Below are 22235 nucleotides of genomic sequence, written 5' to 3'. Positions count from 1 at the left end.
GGCATAGCCCCGCTTTCTAATAAAATAGATTGGTCATTTCGTTAGCATTCTTTCTACATTTGCTTTAACTTCATCTATATTCCTCATTTTATTATCCCAACAATCCTGGCTTAGATCTACCGGGTATTCTTCAGGGTTCAGTGCACGAAGGTACTCCGGCCATAATACTTGGAGATTTTTTTGCGTGAAGGCCTTGATTTCATCTATGGTCGGCAATTCATAAATCAAACTTCCATCCTTGAAAATATCCACATGCAGATCAACCGCATCGAAATCCGTGACGAATTTACTTAGGAAGGTATGGACAGGATGAAACATCTTTAATTTTTCCTGTTCCTGCGGCTTCTCATATTCCATCGCCAAATAATCACCTTCAGCATGATGGTTCACTTTATTGATGATTCGATATACTCGTTTTAATCCAGGTGTCGTAACCTTTTCAGGGTTAGAAGAAATTTTGATGGTATCTCTCATATTCCCATCTTCACCCTCTATTGAAACCATTTTATAAACGGCACCGAGCGCTGGCTGGTCATAAGCCGTAATCAATTTGGTTCCGATGCCCCAAATGTCAATTCTTGCTCCTTGTTGTTTCAAATTGATGATCGTATATTCATCCAGGTCATTGGAAGCGACTATCTTAGCATCATGGAACCCTGCAGCATCAAGCATACGCCGTGCTTCTTTTGATAAGTAAGCTAAGTCACCGCTGTCAAGACGAACGCCAATGAAGTTGATTTTATCGCCCAATTCCTTGGCAACTCGGATTGCATTCGGGATGCCAGAACGCAATGTATCATAAGTATCAACCAAGAATACACAGTCTTTATGGGAAACAGCGTATTTATGAAAAGCTGTATATTCATCTTTATAAGCTTGGATCATGGAATGTGCATGCGTCCCTGAAACCGGAATGCCGAACAGCTTTCCAGCACGTACATTACTAGTGGAATCAAAGCCAGCAATATAGGCCGCTCTCGCTCCCCAAATTGCAGCATCCATTTCTTGCGCCCGCCTTGAACCGAATTCAAGGGCAGATTCTTCACCGATTACCTGTTTGATGCGTGAAGCTTTTGTTGCCACGAGTGTGTGATAGTTCACAATGTTAAGCAACGCAGTTTCAATGAGTTGAGCCTCACCAAGCGGTGCCTCCACCCGTAATATCGGTTCATTGCCGAAAACGAGCTCTCCCTCTTTCATGCAGCGAATCGCTCCCGTGAAACGAATGTTCTTCAAATAATTCAAAAATTCTTCATTATAGTGCAGATCATTTTTTAAATAGTCGATATCACTTTCCGAGAAGGAAAAGTTTTGAAGGTAATGGACAATTTTTTCAAGTCCCGCAAAAATCGCATATCCGCTATTAAATGGAAGCTTTCTGAAAAATATCTCGAAAACTGCCTTTCGGTTATGTGTTTTGTCCTGCCAATAAGTTTGGGCCATATTGATTTGGTAAAGGTCAGTGTGTAATGCGTAACTGTCGTCGTTGTACTTTTTTTCCATGGATAGTTCCTCCCAAAAGAGAAGCATCGCTTCCCTTCTATTCTGTTGCTTGAATGGATATTATAGAATGGTTGCTCCAAGAGATCCTTTAAAATGTCCAAGCGCCCAATGGTGACCGGCATCATTGAACGAGGCCACTGCATTTTCATATACAAAGATATTATAGCCTAGATTATAAGCGTCGATTGCCGTATGCAAAATACAGATATCTGTACAAACCCCGACTAAATATACATCGGTGATGTGACGTTCCCGCAGGCGGATATTAAGGTCCGTCCCTGCAAAGGCCGAATAACGTGTTTTATCTATATAATGAACATTCTTTTGATTTTTATTAGTTTCATATTCCTCTTTTAACGCCCCGTATAGGTCTCTACCCATTGTACCGCTAATATTATGCGGTGGAAACAAATTCGATTCGGGATGTAAGCGGTCTCCTTCTTCATGTAAATCAATCGCGAATACCGTATATTCGCCGCTTTTTATAAAATCCCTGGTTATATTGACTAATTCCTTCTCGATATCCTGACCTGGCTTCCCGCAGGTCAAGGAACCCCCGTCTGCCACGAAGTCATACGTATAATCTATATTGATCAATGCCTTTTTCCCCATATCATCAATTCCCCCTCAATAGTAAATAGAGTCCATGACAACCTCTGCATTAAATCGGTAAAGCTGTGAAGGCCGATACGAATTCCGTTTCGTTTTCTTATGCATTCCCTTTTCATCCAAGACTTTTTCCAGAAACGGGAGCTTCGGGGCTTTTGCATAAAAAAGTGAGTCTGCACTGATTTTTGCATCATCTCTGGCTGTCAGCAAAACCCGTTGCAGCTCAGAAAGTGTAAATTCATCCGGCAGGAATTTTTGGGCTATCGTCGTTTGCACCATTTCTTTTTTCATTAAATTCATCGCATCGTTAATAATTGTATAATGATCGAATGCAAGATCTAATTGTAGGGCTTCCTGAATCGTGAACAATTCAACCTCGGCTGCGTCGTCATTCGCTTTTCTTTGATGAAGAAACTCTTCCTGGACAATGGCATAAAAAGCATTGGAAATGATCCAGCCCCTGGGATCTCGTCCTGGCCGGTCATAAACCCCGAAATGCTTGACATGGAATCCAGCTACGCCCGTTTCTTCTTTCAATTCTCGTTTGGCTGCTTCATAGGCAGTCTCGCCAGCATTGACAAAACCTCCGGGTAAAGCCCATTTATCTCCTTCAACATTAGGGCTTCCTTCCTTATCTTTTGTGGCGCGTTTGATTAATAATAGCTTCAAAAACATTTCAGGCGGAGCTTTCTCTGCCGTTTTCTTTGTTGTAATAGTAAAAATCGCAATATCTGCCGTATATCCATCTGGAGTAATATATTTCTTTTTTTCCTGCTGAGCCATGGCAACTCTCACTTTCTTTCACTAAGTATGGAATTCAAGTAATTAGTAAATCATTAATTACTAATTATAGTACTCTTCCTTGTGTGATTTAGCAACTCTAAATCAGAAAAATTTTCTAATTATTTAAATAATCATTTATTTTTCACATGAAAACAAGCCCGGTCATGATGACCGGGCTTGTTTATCGATTTCTTTAAACGGGATAGACTCCATGTTTACGATCGGTGAATGTCAATTGTTTACTGCTATATGCTTCAAACCTGGCGCACAATTCATCACGCAGGTCATTTGGCTGGATGATGCCATCAACAATCATCTCGGAGGCTAAGTGGTAGATATCAATGTCTTCATTGTATTCATTGCGTTTCTGTTCGATGAATTTAGGGCGCTCTTCTGGTTCCATTGCATTGATTTTATTGGCATAGACTGCATTGACCGCAGCTTCTGCCCCCATGACCGCTATCAATGCCGTCGGTAAGGCCAGAACGCAGTCCGGTTCAAAAGCTGGACCGGCCATCGCGTATAGTCCAGCACCATAGGCCTTACGGACAATGACAGAAATCTTGGGAACCGTGGCTTCACTCATGGCCGAAATCATTTTTGCACCATGGCGAATGATCCCTGCCCGTTCGACCTTAGTCCCGATCATGAATCCTGGAATGTCCACCAGGAACAACAACGGTATATGGAAAGCATCACATAAATTGATGAACTTGGCTGCTTTATCAGCTGAATCATGGAACAGGACGCCGCCCTTGACACGCGGCTGATTGGCTATGATCCCTATCGTTTGTCCATTTAGTCTTGCAAGTCCAGTGATTAATTCAGGGGCAAATAGCTTCTTGATTTCACAAAACGATTGCCTGTCTATGATCCTATCGATCAGGTCATACATATTGAAGGCTGCATTCTGATTTTTAGGAATCAGTTCTTCCAACGTTTTTTCGAAATCCGCAGGCAGCTCAGGCTTTGTGGCTTTAGGCCTTTCTTGATAATTTCCTGGAAAATAGCTTAAGTACCTGCGCGCAAACGCGATCGATTCTTCTTCTGACTTGACAAGCACATCCCCGCATCCTGAAACGGAACAATGCATTTTCGCCCCGCCCATTTCCTCTTCACTCACCTTTTCGCCAATGACCATTTCAGCCATTCTCGGTGAACCTAAATACATGGATGCATTGCCATCAACCATTACGACGATATCACAAAAAGCTGGGATATATGCCCCGCCGGCAGCAGACGGACCGAACAATAGACAAATTTGAGGGACTTTTCCTGATAACTTTACTTGGTTGTAAAAGATGCGTCCTGCTCCGCGGCGTCCCGGAAACATTTCTACTTGATCTGTAATTCGTGCCCCGGCAGAATCGACTAAATAAAGAAGGGGCAGCTGTAACTTCTCAGCTGTTTCCTGAATGCGAATGATTTTCTCGACGGTCCTTGCTCCCCAGGAACCAGCTTTTACAGTCGAATCATTGGCCATGACACAGACCCTCTGACCATTGATTTTCCCGATGCCTGTAACCACACCATCGGCAGGCAGACCATCACTGGCACAATTAGCAAAGAAAGCGTCCTCTATTTCAACCCCTTCATCGAAAAGCAGTTCAAGCCGTTCACGTACGAAAAGCTTTCCTTTTTCAGCGTTTTTTTGATGATATTTTTCTAAACCGCCTTTTTTAATCGTCTCAACCGTTTCGGTTAGTTTATCCGTCGTTACCATCCCTGTTCCTCCTTCAATTGAAATCATTGGCCCTTAAATACCGGTTTGCGCTTTTCCTTGAATGCTGACAGACCCTCCAGTCGGTCACAGGTTTTTAAAGTTGTCTGATAGCAGTCTTTTTCAATTTGCAAACCTGTTTTCAAGTCAGTCTCAGCCCCTTGATTGATTGCCGCTTTTGCAGCCCTTAGTGCCAATGGGGCATTGACCGCAATTTCCTTAGCCAATTTTTTCGCTTCCTCAAGTAAATGCTGGGGTGAATATACATGACTGATGATTTTCAAGGCATGTGCCGTTTTTGCATCCAATCTCCTTGCCGTATAAATCAGTTCTTTCGCTGTCGGCATTCCGACTATCCGCGGCAGGCGCTGAGTACCGCCGGCGCCTGGGATGATGCCTAACGATGTTTCTGTCAGTCCCACCTTCGCCGTTTCCGATGCGATTCGTATGTCACAAGCGAGTGCCAACTCCAGCCCTCCGCCAAAAGCCGAACCGTTAATCGCGGCGATGACCGGTACTGGAAGGTTTTCAACAGCCGTAATCGTGTCTCCGATCAACTTGACTGTCTCCTTGACTTTATCATCATTCATACCCGCTCTTTCCTTAAGATCCGCACCTGCACAAAACGCCTTTTCACCTGCTCCCGTTATAATGACTGTTCGTAAATTGGAATCTCTCTTCAATTCATCCAGCCCTTCGACTAAGCAATGAAGCAATTCTGTGGATAAAGCATTAGCAGCATCCGGCCGATTCAAAGTCACGAGGGCAATTCCCTTTTCTTCATACCTTATATCAACTAATGAAGTCATAATTTCACCTCGATTTCGCTTATTGTGCGTTATTTACAGCCATCTGATGGCTAGGCAATGGTTTTTCCAAAAAGCTTTGCACCATGGCCGCAGCCTTCATTAGCTTTTCGGGATTGATTCCTGTGTGAATCCCCATTTTATGTAGCATATGAACCAGATCATCCGTAGCCACATTTCCGCTCGCGCCTGGTGCATACGGGCATCCCCCTAAACCTCCAAGTGAAGAGTCGAAAGTGTCAATACCATAATTCAGTGATTCTAGAACATTTGCGAGTGCCATTCCCCTTGTATCATGAAAATGGAGGGCAATCCGGCTTATATCATATCTTTTTACAGCTTGTTCCAGGAACAGTGCAACCTGTCTTGGAGAAGCGACCCCAATGGTATCACCCAATGAGACTTCATCGATGCCATATTCAAAAAGTTGATCACAAACACGGAAAACCTGATCAGTCGAAACCTCCCCTTCATAAGGACAGCCGAAAACGGTTGAAACATAGCCCCTTACCGTTTTCCCGCTATTTGCTGCTGTCCTGATGACATCCTTCAATATTGGAAAGGTATCGGAAATCGACTTATTGATATTTTTTAGATTATGCGTTTCACTGGATGACATGAACACGGAAATATCATCGATATTGGCTTCTAGAGCCGACTCCAGTCCCCTTTGATTCGGTACAAGGGCCGCATAAGTGATACCAGGCTTGCGCTTTATTCCCTTAGCCACCAGGGCGGCATCACTCAATTGGGGAATCCACTTTGGGTGTACGAATGAAGTCACTTCTATATAAGATAATCCTGTATCAGAGAGCTGATCGATCCACTCCATTTTGCTTTGTGCAGGTATTATGACCTTTTCATTTTGCAGCCCGTCACGGGGTCCAACTTCCTTAATTGTCACTTTTTCAGGCCAATTCATCATACCCCTCCGTCCCTTTATTCAATGACGGCCAAAACGTCGCCTTCATTTACGAAATCCCCTTCATTCACTTTTAGTTCTTTTATGGTGCCAGCTTCCTCGGCTGCAATGGGGATTTCCATTTTCATCGATTCCAAGATAATGATATCCTGTCCGTCGGTTACACTTTGCCCCTCGTTCGCTACGATTTTCCAAACGCTTCCTGCCATGCTTGCCTTTAATTCTGCCATTTTATTTTCCTCCCGATCATTATGTTTTAAGTTATACAGTCAATTTTTGAATATATTTCGCAATGAAATCAGTAGTCGTATCTCCTTGGGAAAAAGCTTCATGAGAAATTATTTCCATCAGCAAAGGAAGGTTTGTTTTAATTCCTTCTATTTTATAGCTTGCGAGCGCTTCTCTTAATCTCTCGATCGCATTATCCCTCGAGTCGCCGCTCACCACCAATTTGGCGATCATCGGATCATAAAAGTGGGATACGACCGAAGTTCCATGAACCGCCAATTCATGACGGATCCCTTCACCTTCCGGAAGTTCCATAGTGGTGATCTTCCCCGGTGCTGGATAAAAGGTTTTCGGATCTTCAGCATAAATGCGGACTTCAATGGAATGTCCGTCCTGTTTAATCTCACTTTGGGTGAAATCCAATTTGTTGCCCGATGCAATTTTAATTTGCTGTTCGACTAAGTCCAATCCCGTAATTTCTTCAGTGACAGGATGCTCTACCTGAAGGCGTGTATTCATTTCCAGGAAATAAAAATTTTTATCTGCATCAACTAAAAATTCGAGGGTGCCCGCATTGCTATAACCAATGGATTTTACCGCTTTCACTGCAGCCATTCCCATCCTGTTCCTTGTTTCTTCGTCAAGGAAAGAAGATGGAGCCTCTTCCACGACCTTCTGGTGGCGCCTTTGAACGGAGCATTCCCTTTCCCATAAGTAAACAGCATTCCCAAAGGAATCCGCCAATACCTGAATTTCGATATGACGAGGCTTCTCAATCAATTTTTCTATGAACATATCTCCATTGCCAAAAAATAATTGGGCACGTTTTTGATTCCCTTCGAAGGCTTTGGTTAGTTCATCTTCATTAGCAACGGCCTGCATGCCGATTCCCCCGCCGCCTGCTGCTGCTTTTAACATGACTGGATAGCCAATCTTTTCGGCAACGGCTGCCGCTTCTGCACTATCAATTAACGGACGTGAAAATCCAGGCACCAATGGAAGTCCCGCTTGCTCCATCTTTTTCCTCGCCTCGACTTTATTGCCCATTTGCTGGATGATCTCTGGTTTGGGACCAATGAATATCAAGCCGGCTTCTTCGCATGAACGTGCGAAATCTGCATTTTCACTAAGAAAACCATATCCAGGATGAATGGCCTCCGCTCCGGTTTCCTTAGCTATTTCCAAAATCTTATTGACGTTTAAATAGCTTTCCTGTACTCTCGGGCCACCCAATAAATATGCCTCATCCGCCAATCCCACAAAAGGCGAATCCGAATCTGCTTCCGAATGGACAGCGACAGTAAGTATTCCCAGCTTTTTGCATGTACGAATAATGCGTGATGCTATTTCTCCCCTGTTTGCGATAAGAATTTTTCGAATCATTCGATATCCTCCTTATTTAGTGCGTTCCGTTAGTAGGTCAAGAGTTTGTTGCCGAAGCTTATACTTTTGGATTTTTCCGGATGCAGTCATTGGATAAGCATCGGTAAATTGAATGTAACGCGGAATTTTATGAAAAGATATTTTCCCTTTGCAATACTCTATCAATTCTTTCTCCGTAAGGGTTTCTCCTGCTTTCAAAATGATCCATGCGGCTACCTCTTCCCCATACTTCTGATCCGGAACGCCGAGTACCTGGACATCGACAATTGCAGGATGTTGATAGAGGAATTCTTCAATCTCACGGGGATAAATATTTTCCCCTCCGCGGATGATCATGTCTTTCAGCCGGCCAGTAATCTTGCAATAGCCCCTTTCATCCATTACCGCCAAATCTCCCGTATGAAGCCAGCCTTCCCGGTCAATCGCCTGCTCAGTGGCTTCCGGGTTATTATAATATCCCTTCATTACATGGTAACCCCTAGAACAGAGTTCACCCTGTTTGCCCCGCTGGACTTCTTCCCCGGTAGCTGGATCGACAATTTTCACTTCCACTTTCGGCAAAGCCCTTCCCACTGAAGAAACACGAAGTTCGATCGGATCGTCCGTTCTTGTCATCGTAATTCCTGGAGAAGATTCCGTTTGACCATAAGTAATCGTAATTTCCGAGATGCCCATCTTATTCACCACGCTTTTCATGACTTCGATCGGACATGTGGATCCTGCCATGATACCAGTCCGTAACGAACTTAAATCATACTGGTCAAAGTCATCGAGATTAAGTTCAGCAATGAACATCGTCGGAACACCATGAAGCCCCGTACATTTTTCAGCTTCAACCGTCTGAAGGACAACGCGTGGGTTAAATTCCACGATTGGCACCATTGTTGCCCCTACTGAAACAGAGGCCATCGTGCCAAGGGAACAGCCGAAACAATGAAAAAACGGAACCGGGATGCAAAGCCGGTCAGCTTCGGTAAGCTTCATGCATTCCGCGACATTCAATCCGTTATTGACCAAGTTGGAATGAGTCAGCATCACTCCTTTTGGAAATCCTGTCGTCCCTGATGTATATTGCATATTAATCACATCACCGGGAGCCAATTCCTCCATCCTCATGTCCAGCGATTCCTCCGAAACGGATTCGCTCCTGCTAATGACTTCATCCCACGAAAACGTTCCGGGATAACGCTTTTCACCTAAAACGATGATATTTTTCAATTTTGGCAGTTTCTCAGATTGTAATTTTCCTGGTTCTGCATTTTTCAATTCAGGAACGATTTCGTACAGCGTATCTATATATGAATGATCTTTATATTGTTCCATCAGGATGATCGTCGTCGAATCGGATTGCTTGAGCAGGTATTCCAGTTCACTTGTACGGTAATTAGTATTGACCGTTACCAGCACTCCGCCCATTTTCGCGGTCGAAAATTGGGATATAAGCCATTCCGGTTTATTGGATGCCCAAATGGCGATATGTTCGCCCTTTTTTATATCTAGTGACATGAACGCCCTGGCAGCCTTTCGGCAAATCTTTTCAAATTCGCGATAGGAATGGCGCAGGCCTAGCTCATGGTAAACAACCGCTTCATTATCACCATATTGTTCAGCTGTCCTTTCAAGCAGTTTCCCGATAGTAACATCTAGCAAATCAGACATCAAACTCCTCCTAATCAAATAAAAGTAAGAATGAACGCTTTTTGCTGTATAGATAACATCTGCTTTTCACCAAAATGAACCAAAGCATCATTGTTCATTTTACGTTCCGTAAAGATTAACAGCCTAATTGCCTGGCGATAACGAGTCTTTGAATTTCGGATGTACCTTCACCAATCTCCAATAACTTAGCATCTCTTAAATAGCGCTCCACCTCATATTCACGCATGTAACCAGAGCCGCCGTGTATTTGAATAGCTTGATTGCTGGACCGGAACGCGGTCTCACTTGCAAAAAGCTTGGCATATGCCGCTTCCTTTGCAAAAGGTTTTTTATTGTCTTTTAACCATGCAGCCTTATATACCATATTCCTCGCCAATTCAATTTCCATCGCCATGTCTGCAAGCTTGAATTGAATGGCCTGGAAATTGGATATGGTTTTACCGAATTGAACGCGCTCTTTTGAAAAAGCTAAAGCTCTATCAAAGGCAGCCTGGGCGATACCGACGGCCAAAGCAGCAATGGAAATCCTTCCTCCATCAAGCGTGAATAAGAATTGTTTGAACCCTTTGTCTGGATCTCCCAGTAAATTTTCCTTTGGCACCCGGACATTATCCAGAATGATTTCACAAGTATTGGAAGCTCGAACTCCCATTTTTTCATAATTGCTATTGATCGTCAGCCCTTGGGTATCGGTTGGCACGATGAATGCAGAGATGATATTTTTGCCCTTGGAATCTTTGCCCGATACAGCCGTGACGGTAACCGTTCTTGAATAGCTGGCATTTGTTATCCATGTTTTCTCGCCATTAATCACATATTCATCACCCTCCAACACGGCAGTAGTTCTCGTACCGCCAGCATCGGAACCAGCATTAGGCTCTGTTAACCCGAAAGCTGCCAGGGTTTCACCGGTCGTGATTGGAACCAGATATTTTTGCTTCTGTTCTTCGGTTCCAAAATAGTAAATTGGACTTGCCCCGAGCGAAACGGCTGCTGCATAACTTAAGCCGGTTCCCCCGCATGCCTTTCCAACCTCTTCAACTGCAATGGCATACGAAACCGTATCTCCGCCCGAACCGCCATATTCTTCAGGAAACGGAATTCCAAGCAACCCGAGTTTCCCCATTTTTTTGAATACATCCTCCGCAAACATGGACTTTGCATCCAACTCTATAGCAATGGGTTTAATTTCATTTTCGGCAAATTCCCTAACCATTTCCTTAATCATCTGCTGTTCTTTTGTAAGTGAAAAATCCATATATTCATTCCCCTTTCTATTGAGACCGACTAGTTGGTCTGTACAAATCAAGTTTATAGTTTAATCCATAACAACTTGGTTCTTCAGTAAAAATGGCTGGGTGATTTCCGCTTCTTTTTGTTTATCCATCAATAGGGCATTCAGAATTAAATCTACGTAAATATCACCGATTTCATCTATCGTTTTTCCACCGTCCCTTTTGTACCATTTGTAGGACCAGTTCACCATGCCCAGAATTGACATTCCGGTAATTTCCACTGGCAATTCGCTGCGGAATACTCCCTTGTCAATACCTTCTTTGATAACGGAAAAAATGATTTCTTTATACATTTGGCGCTTTTTTTTGATTGCTTCAACATAGGGCGGTTTTAAGTAAATGCTTTCTTGATAGAAAACTGAGATGTGTGGTTTATAGAGGTCAAAAACTTTAACAAATGATTGAATGATCTTTTGCATTTTTTCTGTTGGATGGGTACTTTCTGAGATGGCTTCCTGTGCTTTTGTTAAAACATATGAAATAAAGTAATCATGGATGACAAATAAAAGTTCATCTTTGGAAGAGAAATGGTGATAAAAACCTCCCTTGCTAGTTCCGCAAGCCTTAACGATTTCGTTAACGGAGACACCATGAAAACCATGCTGATCGAAGAGCGTCAACGATGTTTCAATTATTTTTTCTTTTAACTCCGTAAGACTGCACCTCCTTCTTGTATCCGCTTACATTTAACGACATAAAGAAGATGTGGTTATGTAGTTAACTGGATTTATTTAGATTTTACCAAATATTTAAAAATTGTCAATTTTTAATTATCAATAAAAAAACAGCCCTCAAAACCAAGAGCTGTCAACCTACTTTATATAGTAATGCATGCGATACATATTGTCATTCACTACCCTTGACCGGTTTAACCTGTGCTTTTACAAGCTGCCATCCATTGTCATACTTCCATACTGATTTAATCTTCAAAATCGGAACAAGTTCATCGGAACCTTTTACGTTTTGGACTCCCATAAGTGCTTTTCCTTTTCCAAAAACGGTCTTGGGATCCAATGAGGAGTATGGATCAACCAAAAGCTCTGTCGGTTCATTTAGTTTTCCATTTTGATAAATGCCTAATTCATCGTACGCTTGTTTTCTGGAACTGACATCTATCACCACAGGCTTTTTACCTTCGATAATGATTTCCGCTTTGTATCCGTCAAGAAATTGTGCTATTACGGGAACGGATGGAGGGACTTCCAGTTCCTTCACTTTTCCATCCTTGAACGTATAGGCGTAACTGGATATCAACCGCTCTCTGCCTTCCATCAAAACCGTGACCAATACATCCTGGACTCCATCATTATTCAAGTCCGCCACCTTTAGGTCTGGAGTATACCCAGCTTCAAGCGGGACGCTGATTGTACGGCGATTGCTTTCCACACTTAACTCAATTTTCTTCAGAAACTTGCTTCCTTCCTCAAATGGCAGTCCCTGAACCTGGATGATGTCTATTTTCTGGTCACCTGTTACATCTCTTTTTGTTGAAATATATGTGCCATCTACCTGAAAATTTTTATCATGGGCTTCAACTGCTTGATAGCTCAAAAATAGTGAGATGACTAAAACCGCATATTTTAGCAGATCTAACTTTTTCATAGTGATAACCTCGCTTTTCAAAGATGAACTAATTTGACATTTGTCGCCGTTTGAACTTTCGACGCTGATCTTTCATGAAGATGGACCAGAAATAATAGAACCCTGGCACTAATATCGCAAAGCCCACGATATAAGTGGCAAACACGGCCCGGAATGAGGTTGGATCGGTAAATCCTGAAAGAATCGTGACATTTGGATATATGATATAAGGTAAATGTGCGATACCATAAACATAGCTTCCGATTAAATACTGTATGATGATCGCTATTACAGCGAGGCGAGGCATCCCTTTAACCTCCTGCTTAGAAAAATAGGGTAAGTACAGTGCTATCCCGCTAATGATGAAAAAAATGAGCGAGACGAATAACAATCCAGAGTTTTTCATCATTCCTTGGTAGATCCAATTCGCTTCGTTTCTTAACGTGAGCATAACCAACAAAGCCATGACCAACATAAGCGGGCCCGTTATCATCGCATCTCTGCGATATATTTTGTATGCTTTCATTTCATCGGCCTGTTTTGAGTAATCGGACAGGAGCAAAGATGATAAAAAAAGCGTGCTCATAATTCCGAACCCCACAAATGCATACTCATTTGGACTCGTGAATAGTTTAGATAGATTCAATTCTTCATTTCCTCTTACACCTTCAACAAATCCAAGGTGGGTGATTGGCAATACGCTGATTAATAGCCCGGGTATGATCAATCCCGTCAATCCTGAAATATACGTTAACGCTTTTTCATATTTGTCTACGCTATGCGAGAAAACCAAGAAAGCACTCCTAATACATAGCAGGACAAGTATCAGGCTTGCAGGAACGATCAAGGCTACCCCTATCGGGAAAACCGCACCTGGAAATAAACTGTAAATCGCAATCACAAGACCAACGACAAAAGTATTAGTCACTTCCCAAGTTGGTGATAAATAGCTATTTGCGATCTTGGTAGCATTCGTTTCTTCCTTTTTAATGTAAGTCATTGCCCAGAAGCCAGCGCCGAAATCCATGGAGGCCATGATGGCATAAAGAAAAATAAAGCCCCAGACCAGTGTTATTGCAAGAAGAGCATCACTCATTCGCCTTCCCCCCCTTTTATGAATTCGAATCGAAAAGCCTTACATCTTTCTGTTCGGCCTTATATATATCATCCATCACGGAATGACGTTTGAAATAATACAAAAGTGTAAACACGACAGAAACGCATAAAATGATATATACAATAATGAACATCGTGAATAAAAATCCAAGGTTTTCGTACGAAGTGACTGAATCCTCCGTGGTCAGCATCCTGTATATCGTCCATGGCTGTCTGCCTGTACAGGCAAAAATCCAACCGCATTCAATTGAAATCACAGAAAGCGGCCCTGACGCAACAAACAGCCAAAGAATCCATTTCGGATATGTCTCCTTTTTCAGCCATTTATTCCATACCAATCCAAATAGTGCCAACGCGATTAAGCCTGAACCAATGATGACCATGGCGTTGAACAAGATATGGACATAAAGCGGGGGCCAATACTCTTCCGGAAAATCGTTTAAACCGGTCACGACCGTATCAAAGCTATTACCAGATAGAAAGCTTAATAACCATGGGAATTCAATCCCATACTTCACTTCCTGTGCTTCCCTATCGGTATAACCGAACAAGGTAAGTCCGGCATGGTCCTTTGTTTCAAACAACCCTTCTGCCGCAGCCAGTTTTTCCGGCTGTTCCCTATATAAATGCTGTGTAGTCGCATGACCGTTCAATGCCGTCAAAAAAGAAAAAACCAAACCCAATACAATACTGAGTCTCAGTGCTTTTTGGTGAAAGTTAAATTCAGCAGTGCCATATTTATTTTTTAGCATCTTATAGGCTGCAACAGCCGCTACGACAAAAGCTCCTGTAGTATAAGCAGTCAAGGCCGTATGTCCTGCCGTCACCAAGAAACTTGGATTGAAAAATGCCGCCCAAGGATCGACATCGACGATCTCCCCATTTTCAAATCGGAACCCAGCCGGTGTCCCCTCAAAAGCATGGACATTCGAAATCAATACAGCCGAAGCCAATGCTCCGAATGCAACAAAGAATAAACTCACGATTCGGGCCCATGGCTTGATTTTTTCAGCAGCATACACGTAGATTGACATGAACAGCGCTTCAACCATGAATGCATAAATCTCGATCTGGAATGGAAGCGCCATGACACGTCCAATCACTTCCATGAACCCAGGCCATAATAGTGACAGCTGCACACCCGCAATCGTTCCAGTCGGAATCCCGACCCCAAGTAAAACCCCTAATGTTTTCGTCCAGCGTTTAGCCATGACGACATACTGTAAATCCTTTGTCCTTTGATACATCAATTCCGCTGCCAACATCATCATCGGCAACCCGACGCCGATCGTTGCAAATATGATATGTACAGCCATATTCGTCCCGAACATTGCGCGGGCCATTTGTATATGATCCATACTGTCTTCCTTTCTAACCTTTGTCTCTTGGTAGTATCTCCTCTGGAAAGGAAAATATTTAATAATATTCCACAAACTAATATTTCATAGGTTTTACAGAAGGTCAGCTTTTTACTTAATGATGTTTTTGGTTGAATGTTCAGAATATATTCTATCGAGGTTATTTTTGATATATATATTACGAAGATTTCACCATTGCGATAAAAAATTACACTAAGCATTTAGATGACAAATTATTGAAGATCCTTCATAAAAGGTGGCCCTATAGGAATAAGATAGCGTAAATCCCATATAGAAAGTGTAACAAGAGAGGAGAAAAACACTTTGTCCTTTTTCAAAGATCCGCTATCACCCGATCAAATGCTTGCTGTTATCAGAAATGGCCTGGGGCCTTCCCAGATTCCAAAAAAAATCATTATCCTTGGTGCCGGCATGTCTGGTTTGGTTGCAGCATCGCTTTTAAAACAAGCCGGGCACGATGTTACGATATTGGAAGCAACCGGGAGGGTCGGAGGGCGTGTTTTGACCATACGGGAGCCATTTTCAGAAGGTTCCTACCTTGAAGCCGGTGCCATGCGCATTCCGAATTATCATTACTTAGTTGCTGAATACATCAAGAAGTATGGTTTACGAGTCAACACTTTTGTGAATGCGACACCTAATGACCCCATTTATGCCAATGGAATCAAGACGACCGCTGCCATATATCAACGAAACCCGGATATACTGAGGTACCCTGTAGCTCCCCATGAAAGAGGTAAAACAGCTGAAGAATTACTCAACATGGCAATCAAGCCTGTGACTGACTTCATCATTCAAAACCCACGTAGAAATTGGGAAATAGTCATTAAAGAGTTTGATAAATACTCCATGAGCTTCTTTTTGCAGTACAATCCAGTCGGAATCAGCCTTTCAACAGGGGCAATTGAAAGCATCAAAGTCCTGATGGGTTTAGAAGGATTCCCGGAACTATCTTTCCCGGCCATACTACGGGAGCTTATGCCGCTCTTTAATCCAGATGTAAATTTTTTTGCAATCGAAGGTGGAAACGACCGGCTTCCATATGCTTTTCTACCGGAATTGAAGGAAAATCTTAACTTCAGATATGAAGTGACAAAGATCATCCAACATGATAATCAAGTCACCATCCATTCCAAACATACTCAAAGCCAAAACCCCTTAACGGTTACCGGTGACCTGGCCATCGTGACGATTCCTCTTCAATTGTTGCAATTTATGGATATTGAACCCCGGAATTCCTTTTCTCATAATAAGTGGAAGGCAATAAGAGAACTTCATTATGCCGCTTCCACAAAAATTGGACTTCAGTTCACGCATAGGTTTTGGGAAAAGGAAGGTATCTTCGGCGGTAAATTGACGACCGATTTACCTATAAGATTTTCTTATTACCCCAGCCAAACGAGTAACCAGAGTGAATCCGGTCTCATCTTAGCAAGTTACACATGGGAAGATGATGCCACTTTATGGGATATACTACCAGAAAATGATCGTTTACAACACGCATTGAAAAATTTAGCAACGGTCCATGGAAAACAAGTATATGATCATTTTTTATCAGGAGCTTCTTATAGCTGGACACTGAATCAGTATGCATACGGCGCTTTCTCCATGTTTAAACCTGGTCAGGAGACGGACTTGTTTCCATACATCCCAACTCCTGAAGGAAGGGTCCACTTCGCTGGTGAGCATACATCAACCGTACCTGCTTGGATTGAAGGAGCCATTCAATCCGGCATCAGGGTTGCACATGAAGTGACGAATCTGCCAAGAACGTTCGGTGAGCCTTGAATGGACCTTTTCTTTGAATAATAAATGATCGATAATTTAAGTCCATTGACAAAAAACCTTCCCGTTTGGAAGGTTTTTCTACTTATAATCATTCACTTTATCCCTCCTTTTGAACCGAAGTCTACGATCCTTATGTCCACTTCATAATTAATATCAGCTTTACTGAAAACCTCGTCCCATTTCTGCTTATTTTTCTCCCAATACTTTGGATGCTGATTTTGCACATAACGATATAATCCTGCTACCCCTGTTTTATAATCATGCTGTAATTTGTATACGATTTTCTCGACATCTTTCTTCACTTCATCCTCAGCAACACGCTCAACATCTTTTAAATAGCCTTCCTTAAATGAGTTTTCATTACCGTACCAATCTTCCGAAAGTCTTCCTGTGTAACCGACCTGAATATTGATCGTCAAATGATCACCGTTCAATTCCGTCGTGATTTTCCTCCTTATCCTATTGATCACTTCAACACTTAAAGGCTCACCGTGTTGGACAGCTTCGATTATTCCGCCCTTTACCTCTCCGTTTAACCAATTTAATGCAGCTATATCTTCATCATTCATGACCCCGACCAACTTTGAATTGTTGATCACCCCTGCACCCTCCAAAATTAATTTCCCACCCCTAATATCAACGGCCTGAATGGCAAAGCTTCCATCTGACTGCAAATTTGAGGATGCTTTACCTAGTGTTAAAGGCGGAAGTATCTTATTCGTTCTGTTCTCATTATCTTTCAATCCATAGATTACATTCGAAGGGATCTCCCCATCTTCGGAACGGCCCAAAATATCTTTCGTCGGTCTCTTTGTTAAATAAACATGACAGCTTCTCCTTGTATTATTATCACGTATCGACTGATTAATGATCGCTTCCATAGGGAATTTCTTTAATACATCTTCATTAATAAGGATGATACGCTGATGATTGGTTAAAACCGTATTGGTTATGAGTAACGAATCCCTTATTGCTTCATGCAGCGTTTTGGCACTGACGGAAACATTTTTATATTTTAATTGAGCTTGATTCCCCTGAACACTATTTCCTGGAGGCACCAGAATTTGCTCTGTTAACATGATTTCGTCTTTCTTTTTGCTTTTATCGATTCCCACTCCCACGACAAGGGATAATTCTTCAATATTTTCACTGTCCCAACAGCCAGCAAGTAAAGGAATAAGCAAGATCAACCATAATCTTTTCATCCGCTTCTTCTACTCCTTTTCAATTGAACGATTACGAATGTAATAATGGGCAAGCCAATCAATATAACGGGAAATAGATATCCCAGCAAATCGCTCATTTTAAAGATGTCGATTGTATTTTTAGGAATTTTGGCCAGAAAAAAAACGACGGGAACCAGTACAATGAGATTAGTCGTATATGAATTGTTAAAAATTTTCGTCAGTCCTTCTGCTGCGAAGTAATAGTAAATCGCATGTGTTAAAAAAAACTGAAGAATCCAAGTTATTAAGAGAAATAGCTCCATACGTTCCAAAAATATGCCAGTTACTTCATAGGACTGAATAAAAGAAATGGTTGGCCACGTAACTGCTTTGACTTCAGGGACAGTCAGTGTAGCCACTACCAATACATATGTAATCACATATAAAATAAGCGGTATGAAAAAACCGATTAAAACGCCACTTTTTATTTTGTTTTGATTTTTAACGACGCCAAACAAAAAGATGAAAAGTTCTATTCCAAAAAAAGACAAAGTTCCGGATCCCATTCCTTTCATGACAGGAAGAAATCCTTTCGCAAGAACAGGCTGGAGGTTTTTTATCTCGACTACTCTGAGACTGAACAAATAAATGAGCAAGACGATGACTATTGTCAAAGGAAGAAAGAAAACACACGCCTTTGCTATGGCTTTAATTTTTCCTGTCAAAAGATGCACACCCGCTAAAATCATGGTAAGTATCACGATTTCAACTGGGGTTTCCTCCAACAAATAAAACCGGACCATTTCACTCATCGCAAGAACTTCAAAGCTGGCCACACCTATAAAGTACACGACCAGGATCAATCCAATAAGTTTGGAAAGCCACTTTCCATAGGCCTCCTCCATGTATGTGTAATAGTTAGCGACCTTATGTTTTTTTAACAGAACAACCAATAAGCATATCAAAAGGGCAATAGCGATCCCATTTAAAATCAAGACGATCCATCCATCGGTCGAATCGATTTTTTCCGTTATGGTTCTTGGAAGGGTCAGCATTCCAACCCCTAACATGCTGCAAGAAATGATCGCGGCCAATTCGCCACTAAGAATTTTGCCGTCGGATTGGCTCAAAAGAATCCCCCCCATTTTTCCGCTTCGTTAACCGCAGGAACGCATCCTTCCAGGTCTTTTTACCGATAAAATCCATTGGTTGAAAATAAGGTTCTTGAAAGCTCGTCAATTTCGACAAATGGCTAATAACGATGATAAAGAATAAAGTGGTTCCGTATAAACCTAAAACGGCGGCAAAAATCATCGCCCCAAACCTTAAAGCCCTGAACGCCAATCCAAAGCTATATTGTGGTACCGTAAAAGAGGTAATCGTCGTGATCGAAACGATTATGACCATCAGGGAACTTACAATATTGGCTTGAACGGCAGCTTGTCCAATAATGACTCCGCCAACCAATCCAACCGTTTGACCAATGGGCGATGGGAGCCGAATACCTGCTTCGCGAAGCAGTTCAATCGTTACTTCCATGATGATAGCTTCAACAAACGGCGGAAATGGCACATTCTCCCTTGTACCCGCGATCGTCATCGCCAGTTCTGACGGCAGCATTCCAGGGTTGAACGATACCAGGGAAATATAAATCCCTGAAAGAAATACGGTAACAAATAAAGATAAATAGCGAAGGACACGTAAAAATGATCCTGCGACCCATCTTTCATAATAATCATCAGGAGACTGAAGCAGCATCGTGATCGTCGTTGGTGCCATCAACGCAAATGGCGATCCGTCAACCATGATGACCACCCTTCCCTCCTGCAATGCAGCCAATACTTTATCCGGACGCTCCGTATTCTGGATCTGCGGGAAAGGGGTTAACGCTGTATCTTCAATTAATTCCTCAAGCATCCCCGAGTCTTGAAGATCAGTAGCTTTCACTTCATTTATCCGTTTATTCACTTCTTTCAATAAAGAATCGCTCGCTTTTCCTTCATAATAGATCAACGCAACTTCCCGTTTTTCCATCGTCCCGAACTTCTGTTGTTTGACGATAAGGTTGGGATGGTTTGAATATTGCCTTATCAAGCCGATATTTTCCTGGAGACTTTCGATAAAACCAAGCTTCGGTCCACGGACAACCCTCTCTGTCGAAGGTTCGCCCAGTGTACGAACCTTTTCCTTTTCCAGATTCAAGGCATAACCATTTGCCATTCCCTCTATAAATAAAAGCGTTTTCCCATCAAAAATATGCTCTATGGCTGTTTCATAAGTTTCAACATCCTGTTCCCTGACTGAACAGATTTTGGAAATGACCAGCTGCTCGATTGAAACCGGCTGCCTGGATTCAACCTGGGCAGCCGATAAATCTAGGACTATCTCATTGAATGCAGGGTAATCCATCGTTCCATTGACAAATACAAATAATCCCGAAACTTCATAACCGGGAATGAATATCTGTTTAAAAACTACATCATCCTGCATATTCAATTCAGATTTCAATTTTTCATGTTTTTGATCCAATTTAATATGCAAGGGTTTACTTTTCATGGTGAACTCCTTTGATTAAATGAGTTTTTATTGTATCAGTTTCCTCTATTTTCAATTTTTTTATGCGAAGAGGAAATGGGACACTATTTAAACCAAGTTTTTTTTGAAATCCCCTTATAAAGCGAGCAACATTTACATCCAAAATGGTTAATTTGTAATTAAATTGCAAATGCTAGGATAATAAGTTTTATTGCAGAGGTGACAACATTGTTTAACCGCAGAACGTTCAAAAAAAAGCCAAATCAACCAAACGAAAAAAATGATGAATTAAATACGATTTCGGAAGTAAGGGATCTATTCAATACCTTATCTTCATCCACTGATTTCATTAACCATCAAGGAACATATAATGGCATAGGCTATTGGGTCTCTTTTTATCGCTCTTTGATCGATGCACAGGTACTTCATGAAAGTGTTCTTTCTGTCATACCTACTCTGGAAACGATAAATTTGGAGCAAATAAAAGAAAACGTTCCTATTGAAAATACACTGATCACCTGTACCAAGGTTGTAATTGAAGAAAGAATCATGAGAGGCGAAATCGCACTTCGTTTAGATGGAAGTCTTGATGAATGCCTATTAATCAATGTTGCGGCCCAACAAGGGAGACAAGTTGAGAAACCTGAACTTGAATTTGGAATCATAAGTGCTCAAGAAGGATTTGTCGAGGATCTTGATATCAATCTGAATTTAGTCAGAAAAAGACTTCCTGTCCCCGGATTGCAAGTAAGTGAAATGACTGTGGGATACTTGTCTAAAACGAAAGTGGCAGTTTTATCGATAGAAGGGATCGTTGATCAGGAAAATGTCGATAATGTTATACAAAGGATCAATGACGTAGAGTTTGATGAAATATTGGACGGGTCCAATCTCGCGCAATTGCTATATGATAATTCAAATACCTTGTTTCCCCTTTTTCTAAATACGGAAAGGCCTGATCGCATCGCAAGTGCATTGGCTGAAGGTAAAGTAGCCCTGTTAATCGATAGGTCGTCCTCTGCACTTATTACTCCAACCATTTTCTTGGAATACTTTATCACCATGGAAGATTATAATATGCCGTGGATTCCCGCATCTGCATTTCGTTTATTAAGGATATTCGCGGTAGCTTTTTCGATATTTGCCACTCCTATTTATGTAGCCGTGCTGACCTATCATTATGAACTGATTCCTAAAGATCTTTTGGAAACGATCGTCACTTCCAGGAACTTAATACCTTTTCAGCCTTTGATCGAAGCATTATTCCTGGAGATCTCCATTGAGTTATTACGGGAAGCAGCTGCCAGGCTGCCAACAAAGGTAGGTCAGACATTAGGTATCGTGGGCGGTATCGTTATCGGTCAAGCAGCCGTTGTAGCTGGTTTGACCAGTAATATCTTATTGATCATCGTTGCCCTCTCGGCATTGGCATCATTTGTTACTCCCATTTATAAAATGGGGAATGCCATTCGGCTGCTGCGGTTCCCCTTCTTAATCGGGGCCCAAATTTGGGGGCTGCTCGGCATTACCATAGCAACCGTGTTTTTGATGACCCACCTTATCAAATTAACATCAATGGGACACCCGTACCTCGAACCGATCTACCCATTTCGCATGCAAGATTGGAAAGACAGCTTTGTTCGGCTTCCTTTTAATCTTTTCAAGTCGCGGCCTGTAAATTTACGGCCTGATGATATAACCAGACAGCAACAGCCCAAAAAAGCAAGAATCAAAAAAAATGATTTTAATGAATGATTTAAAT

General features: G+C 42.0%; 19 protein-coding genes. 2 read left to right on the top strand and 17 right to left on the bottom strand.

Translation table 11 applies throughout. The features are described 5' to 3' along the window. Nucleotides 1–33: 33 nt before the first annotated feature. The 14 genes from ACIROD_RS18080 to ACIROD_RS18015 all read right to left on the bottom strand — a co-directional run bounded on the left by ACIROD_RS18080 (nt 34) and on the right by ACIROD_RS18015 (nt 14963). On the bottom strand, nt 34–1503 hold the full coding sequence (locus ACIROD_RS18080) for a nicotinate phosphoribosyltransferase (protein ID WP_402942665.1): 1470 nt from the start codon (nt 1501–1503) through the stop codon (nt 34–36). A gap of 60 nt (nt 1504–1563) precedes the next feature. Next, entirely contained in the window at nt 1564–2115 is a 552-nt protein-coding gene (locus tag ACIROD_RS18075) for a cysteine hydrolase family protein (protein ID WP_101221976.1), read from the bottom strand. A 15-nt stretch (nt 2116–2130) separates the two neighbouring features. Beyond that, nucleotides 2131–2895, bottom strand: coding sequence for an NUDIX domain-containing protein (locus ACIROD_RS18070; RefSeq protein ID WP_402942662.1), 765 nt, complete (start codon nt 2893–2895; stop codon nt 2131–2133). Between the two features lie 193 nt (nt 2896–3088). Continuing rightward, nucleotides 3089–4618 carry an acyl-CoA carboxylase subunit beta gene (locus tag ACIROD_RS18065; RefSeq protein WP_402942659.1) on the bottom strand — a complete coding sequence of 510 codons (1530 nt, stop codon included), beginning with the start codon at nt 4616–4618 and terminating at the stop codon, nt 3089–3091. A gap of 23 nt (nt 4619–4641) precedes the next feature. Beyond that, nucleotides 4642–5424 carry an enoyl-CoA hydratase gene (locus tag ACIROD_RS18060; RefSeq protein ID WP_402942656.1) on the bottom strand — a complete coding sequence of 261 codons (783 nt, stop codon included), beginning with the start codon at nt 5422–5424 and terminating at the stop codon, nt 4642–4644. Between the two features lie 19 nt (nt 5425–5443). Then, on the bottom strand, nt 5444–6346 hold the full coding sequence (locus tag ACIROD_RS18055; protein ID WP_402942654.1) for a hydroxymethylglutaryl-CoA lyase: 903 nt from the start codon (nt 6344–6346) through the stop codon (nt 5444–5446). 14 nt (nt 6347–6360) lie between these two features. Further along, the gene (locus tag ACIROD_RS18050) at nt 6361–6573 is read right to left on the bottom strand and encodes an acetyl-CoA carboxylase biotin carboxyl carrier protein subunit (protein ID WP_034312225.1); all 213 of its coding nucleotides are present in this window, start codon (nt 6571–6573) and stop codon (nt 6361–6363) included. Nucleotides 6574–6604: 31 nt separating this feature from the next. Continuing rightward, a complete protein-coding gene (locus tag ACIROD_RS18045) occupies nt 6605–7954 on the bottom strand; it encodes an acetyl-CoA carboxylase biotin carboxylase subunit (protein WP_402942651.1) in 1350 nt (449 codons plus the stop codon). A gap of 12 nt (nt 7955–7966) precedes the next feature. Further along, entirely contained in the window at nt 7967–9604 is a 1638-nt protein-coding gene (locus ACIROD_RS18040) for an AMP-binding protein (protein ID WP_402942996.1), read from the bottom strand. A gap of 124 nt (nt 9605–9728) precedes the next feature. Further along, nucleotides 9729–10871, bottom strand: coding sequence for an acyl-CoA dehydrogenase (locus ACIROD_RS18035; RefSeq protein ID WP_402942648.1), 1143 nt, complete (start codon nt 10869–10871; stop codon nt 9729–9731). Between the two features lie 60 nt (nt 10872–10931). Next, the gene (locus ACIROD_RS18030) at nt 10932–11543 is read right to left on the bottom strand and encodes a TetR/AcrR family transcriptional regulator (RefSeq protein WP_260357977.1); all 612 of its coding nucleotides are present in this window, start codon (nt 11541–11543) and stop codon (nt 10932–10934) included. A gap of 211 nt (nt 11544–11754) precedes the next feature. After that, complete coding sequence (locus tag ACIROD_RS18025; protein WP_402942645.1) at nt 11755–12510, bottom strand: hypothetical protein; 756 nt, start codon at nt 12508–12510, stop codon at nt 11755–11757. Nucleotides 12511–12538: 28 nt separating this feature from the next. Then, nucleotides 12539–13585 (bottom strand): cytochrome d ubiquinol oxidase subunit II, encoded by a 1047-nt coding sequence (locus tag ACIROD_RS18020; RefSeq protein WP_249593703.1) that lies wholly within the window; start codon nt 13583–13585, stop codon nt 12539–12541. Nucleotides 13586–13601: 16 nt separating this feature from the next. Then, nucleotides 13602–14963 (bottom strand): cytochrome ubiquinol oxidase subunit I, encoded by a 1362-nt coding sequence (locus ACIROD_RS18015; protein WP_402942641.1) that lies wholly within the window; start codon nt 14961–14963, stop codon nt 13602–13604. 360 nt (nt 14964–15323) lie between these two features. On the opposite strand from ACIROD_RS18015, the gene ACIROD_RS18010 reads away from it, so the two are divergent. After that, entirely contained in the window at nt 15324–16772 is a 1449-nt protein-coding gene (locus tag ACIROD_RS18010; RefSeq protein WP_402942993.1) for a flavin monoamine oxidase family protein, read from the top strand. 92 nt (nt 16773–16864) lie between these two features. Here ACIROD_RS18010 and ACIROD_RS18005 read toward each other — a convergent pair whose 3' ends face one another. Genes ACIROD_RS18005 through ACIROD_RS17995 form a run of 3 tightly spaced genes read right to left on the bottom strand, consistent with a single transcriptional unit; the run spans nt 16865 to nt 20494 of the window. Then, nucleotides 16865–17977, bottom strand: coding sequence for a Ger(x)C family spore germination protein (locus tag ACIROD_RS18005; protein WP_402942638.1), 1113 nt, complete (start codon nt 17975–17977; stop codon nt 16865–16867). Further along, nucleotides 17974–19068, bottom strand: coding sequence for a GerAB/ArcD/ProY family transporter (locus tag ACIROD_RS18000; protein ID WP_402942635.1), 1095 nt, complete (start codon nt 19066–19068; stop codon nt 17974–17976). The genes ACIROD_RS18005 and ACIROD_RS18000 overlap by 4 nt, the downstream gene beginning before the upstream one ends. Then, on the bottom strand, nt 19040–20494 hold the full coding sequence (locus ACIROD_RS17995) for a spore germination protein (RefSeq protein WP_402942632.1): 1455 nt from the start codon (nt 20492–20494) through the stop codon (nt 19040–19042). Before ACIROD_RS17995 ends, ACIROD_RS18000 begins: the two co-directional genes overlap by 29 nt. A 276-nt stretch (nt 20495–20770) precedes the next feature. Between ACIROD_RS17995 and ACIROD_RS17990 the strand changes: the two genes are divergently transcribed. Then, nucleotides 20771–22228, top strand: coding sequence for a spore germination protein (locus ACIROD_RS17990; protein ID WP_402942990.1), 1458 nt, complete (start codon nt 20771–20773; stop codon nt 22226–22228). Nucleotides 22229–22235 lie beyond the last annotated feature (7 nt).

This window comes from Peribacillus sp. NPDC101481 (assembly GCF_044767165.1).
Lineage (GTDB): Bacteria > Bacillota > Bacilli > Bacillales > DSM-1321 > Peribacillus.
Note: the sequence above shows the minus strand (reverse complement) of the source record. Positions and strands in the feature narration are given on the sequence as shown.

Bases quoted from the DNA above. Each gene is read 5' to 3' on its own strand.
- ACIROD_RS18005 (WP_402942638.1), bottom strand. From the start codon at position 17,977: ATGAAAAGATTATGGTTGATCTTGCTTATTCCTTTACTTGCTGGCTGT.
- ACIROD_RS18055 (WP_402942654.1), bottom strand. From the start codon at position 6,346: ATGATGAATTGGCCTGAAAAAGTGACAATTAAGGAAGTTGGACCCCGT.
- ACIROD_RS18050 (WP_034312225.1), bottom strand. From the start codon at position 6,573: ATGGCAGAATTAAAGGCAAGCATGGCAGGAAGCGTTTGGAAAATCGTA.
- ACIROD_RS18045 (WP_402942651.1), bottom strand. From the start codon at position 7,954: ATGATTCGAAAAATTCTTATCGCAAACAGGGGAGAAATAGCATCACGC.
- ACIROD_RS18015 (WP_402942641.1), bottom strand. From the start codon at position 14,963: ATGGATCATATACAAATGGCCCGCGCAATGTTCGGGACGAATATGGCT.
- ACIROD_RS18080 (WP_402942665.1), bottom strand. From the start codon at position 1,503: ATGGAAAAAAAGTACAACGACGACAGTTACGCATTACACACTGACCTT.
- ACIROD_RS18070 (WP_402942662.1), bottom strand. From the start codon at position 2,895: ATGGCTCAGCAGGAAAAAAAGAAATATATTACTCCAGATGGATATACG.
- ACIROD_RS18060 (WP_402942656.1), bottom strand. From the start codon at position 5,424: ATGACTTCATTAGTTGATATAAGGTATGAAGAAAAGGGAATTGCCCTC.
- ACIROD_RS18075 (WP_101221976.1), bottom strand. From the start codon at position 2,115: ATGGGGAAAAAGGCATTGATCAATATAGATTATACGTATGACTTCGTG.
- ACIROD_RS18025 (WP_402942645.1), bottom strand. From the start codon at position 12,510: ATGAAAAAGTTAGATCTGCTAAAATATGCGGTTTTAGTCATCTCACTA.
- ACIROD_RS18035 (WP_402942648.1), bottom strand. From the start codon at position 10,871: ATGGATTTTTCACTTACAAAAGAACAGCAGATGATTAAGGAAATGGTT.
- ACIROD_RS17995 (WP_402942632.1), bottom strand. From the start codon at position 20,494: ATGAAAAGTAAACCCTTGCATATTAAATTGGATCAAAAACATGAAAAA.
- ACIROD_RS18020 (WP_249593703.1), bottom strand. From the start codon at position 13,585: ATGAGTGATGCTCTTCTTGCAATAACACTGGTCTGGGGCTTTATTTTT.
- ACIROD_RS18065 (WP_402942659.1), bottom strand. From the start codon at position 4,618: ATGGTAACGACGGATAAACTAACCGAAACGGTTGAGACGATTAAAAAA.
- ACIROD_RS18010 (WP_402942993.1), top strand. From the start codon at position 15,324: ATGCTTGCTGTTATCAGAAATGGCCTGGGGCCTTCCCAGATTCCAAAA.